The sequence below is a fragment of the Neisseria sp. P0022.S010 genome, assembly GCF_051956635.1.
Genome location: NZ_JBQCXF010000407.1, coordinates 1 through 2,714, shown reverse-complemented (window position 1 = coordinate 2,714; position 2,714 = coordinate 1). Strand labels below are relative to the sequence as shown.

Annotated in this window: 2 protein-coding genes; one reads left to right on the top strand and one right to left on the bottom strand. The window is 45.8% G+C overall.

Annotation, left to right across the window (positions count from 1 at the left end; genetic code table 11):
• Nucleotides 1-504 (top strand): CDP-alcohol phosphatidyltransferase family protein (locus ACTHUT_RS17415; protein ID WP_440419203.1); only part of this gene is annotated, 504 nt, incomplete at its 5' end.
• Between the two features lie 141 nt (nucleotides 505-645).
• Here the strand turns inward: ACTHUT_RS17415 and ACTHUT_RS17410 are convergent.
• Complete coding sequence (locus ACTHUT_RS17410) at nucleotides 646-2,292, bottom strand: Pycsar system effector family protein (RefSeq protein WP_440419204.1); 1,647 nt, start codon at nucleotides 2,290-2,292, stop codon at nucleotides 646-648.
• Between the last annotated feature and the right edge of the window lie 422 nt (nucleotides 2,293-2,714).

Below are 2,714 nucleotides of genomic sequence, written 5' to 3'. Positions count from 1 at the left end.
CTGTTTGCCTGCGCCGTTTCCATTTTGATCGGTTTGCTTTTAGCACTGTTTGCAGGTGTATCCACATTATTCTGGCTTTTGCCGATCTGGTTGTTTGTCCGTATGGCACTGAATGCAATGGACGGCATGCTGGCACGGGAGTTCGGCCAGCAATCGGCATTAGGCGGTTATTTGAATGAAATCACCGATATTGCCGCCGATGCTGCTTTGTATCTGCCTTTTGCCTTCATCGCGCCCTTCGGCGGCGTGCAAATCGCCCTGTTTATTTGGCTGGCGGCAATGACCGAGTTTTGCGGCGTTTTGGGACAAGTCCATGGCAACGGCCGTCGTTATGACGGGCCATTCGGCAAAAGTGACCGCGCATTCTTTATCGGCGCATTGGCCGTATGGTATGCAATCGACGGTAGCTTCCATTCGACTTTCTATATCCTTATGTGGCTGGCCTGCGCGGCATTGGTTTATACCTGCTACAAACGTGTCATCAATGGCTTGAAGGCCGTCTGAAACTTGTCCACTTTTTTTGGATTAATCATCATTGATTAGAGTATTTAAACCCATCTCCTCGTTTTAATGAAAACAAAAAGGCCGTCTGAAACCATAAAGTTTATGGTTTCAGACGGCCTTTTATCCATCAGCCAAGATAACTTACTGTTTACCCAGTTGACTGTAATCTACCAACATATACTTGGCAGTAATTTTCTGCGAAGCATTGCCTTCATCGCCCATCAGAATCATCTGCGGCTTGCCGTTAACGGTAATCGAATCGACGGCCTCAACGTTGGTGATGTGTTGCAGATTAGGTAGAGAGATTTTTTGCGGTTCATCGGTAGGATTGCCGCTCCAAGTCCACAGTTGTGAGAATTTCTGTCCATTCTCATCCTTCACTTCATTGGCGATCACGTAGGTTTTCAACACAGGATCATAGTTGAGGGAACGGATACCGCCGCCATCAATATCAATCACGGCCACTTCATCAAACTCAGGCTTGGCATTGCGCTCAAATACATCTTTCGGATTGCTGATAAACGCAACTAAAGCCATGTTGTTGAACTCAGGATCACGGAATCCCAAAACAAGACGTTTTTTCACCGGATCAAACGCCATGCCCTCAATATTGATTTCTTCAAAAGAAACCTCTGCCTTGGTTCGCTCACGAATCAAATCATGCAGCTTGTGATCGGTTTCCAAAACCTGCGTCAGATTGTCGTAGCTGGTCAGCCCCAACACATTGCCGTCTTGGATTTTAAAGCGCATCAGATGTTCGCGGTCAGGCGAGCGGTTGCCTTTACGGGTGCGCGAGTGTGAAGTCAGTGCGTAGATAAAGCCTTCATCGTCGCGAGCCAAAGCCTCCAAATCGCTGAGACGACGTTTGAAACCGGTAATCACGCGTGTATCCAATGCCTCGTCTTCCACAAACCTGCCGGTTTTATCAATGCTGATGATACTGAACGCATGGTTGGGTTCGTCTTCCGCGATCAGCAACTTACCATCCGGGAGCTGTTGTACGGCAGAAGGCTCAAATACTCCGTTAAACATATTAATACCCAGCGAACGCAGCTCTGCCGCATTGTTGGCCGGAGGCGTCAGCAATGACGGCAATGTTTTCACGCCGATAAATGCCGCCAACGAAGCCAGCAAGCCCCAGCGGAATACCGCGTAAGATAAATTAATGTATTTAAACTGTTTGTCCGCCAACAAACCAAGCCAATAAAGATGATCGCTCATCTTTTGATAGATTTGTTTACGGTCGCCCATAATCTCCTGCATCATTTCCCAATATTGATCTTTTTGCAGTTTTACACGGTCTTCATAAATCAAAATATTGGGTTGGCTGCCGCCAAAAAAGCGCGTTTCGGTACTGCTGAGACGGGTTTTCAAATCCCGCAGCTTAGAACGTCCACGGACAAAATCCTTCAACCATGTACGCGCCGCCTGCATTTTGCCGATACGTTCCGGCGAAGCAGAAAGCAATGCAAACACGATAGACGCTGCGGCAGTAATCATAAACGTACTGGCCGGAATCAAAAACTCGGGCGATGATGAAAAAATAAACGCGCCCGAAATCATCAGCGCAGAAACAATAAAACCATTCAGCGAAATCATAATATTTGCTTTGGTTGCCGCCAGCGCCAACAACTCCATCTCCGAGCGTACAGCGTTGCGGAACATGGTTTCCACGCCCTTATTCGTACCCAACAAATCAGGCGCATTCAAATCTTCGGCTTTATTTTTTTTCTTTTTCGCCTTGTCTTTTTTACGTTTGACTTTCTTCTCGTTTTTTTCAGACGGCATTTCAGGATGTTCAACTACATCCTGACCTTCTACTGCTTCCTGAATTTCTACCGCGTCAGCCACAACCTCAACTTCGTTTTCAACAACACCGTTTTGATTGTGATCCCAAAAATCAACATCCTGTTGGGATTCGGCAGCTGCGCCGTCGTTTAAAGGTTTTTCTTGGTCGCCCATCTGCTTCGGCTGACCATTTTCCTTCCAATCATTCAAACTCATATCATGACTCCCAACATCAAACACTTTGAATTACATGGAAAATAAAAAGCATATTTAGTTCATTTATTTTAGATAATTTACATGCCGTTTACATTCTTTAAATGCCTAAATAGCAAACTGTCGCAGGACCAAAAGCCCTGCGACAATCCACTTTATATCGAAATATTAATAATCGATGCGTTCTTTAATAATTTTCAAATCAGGGT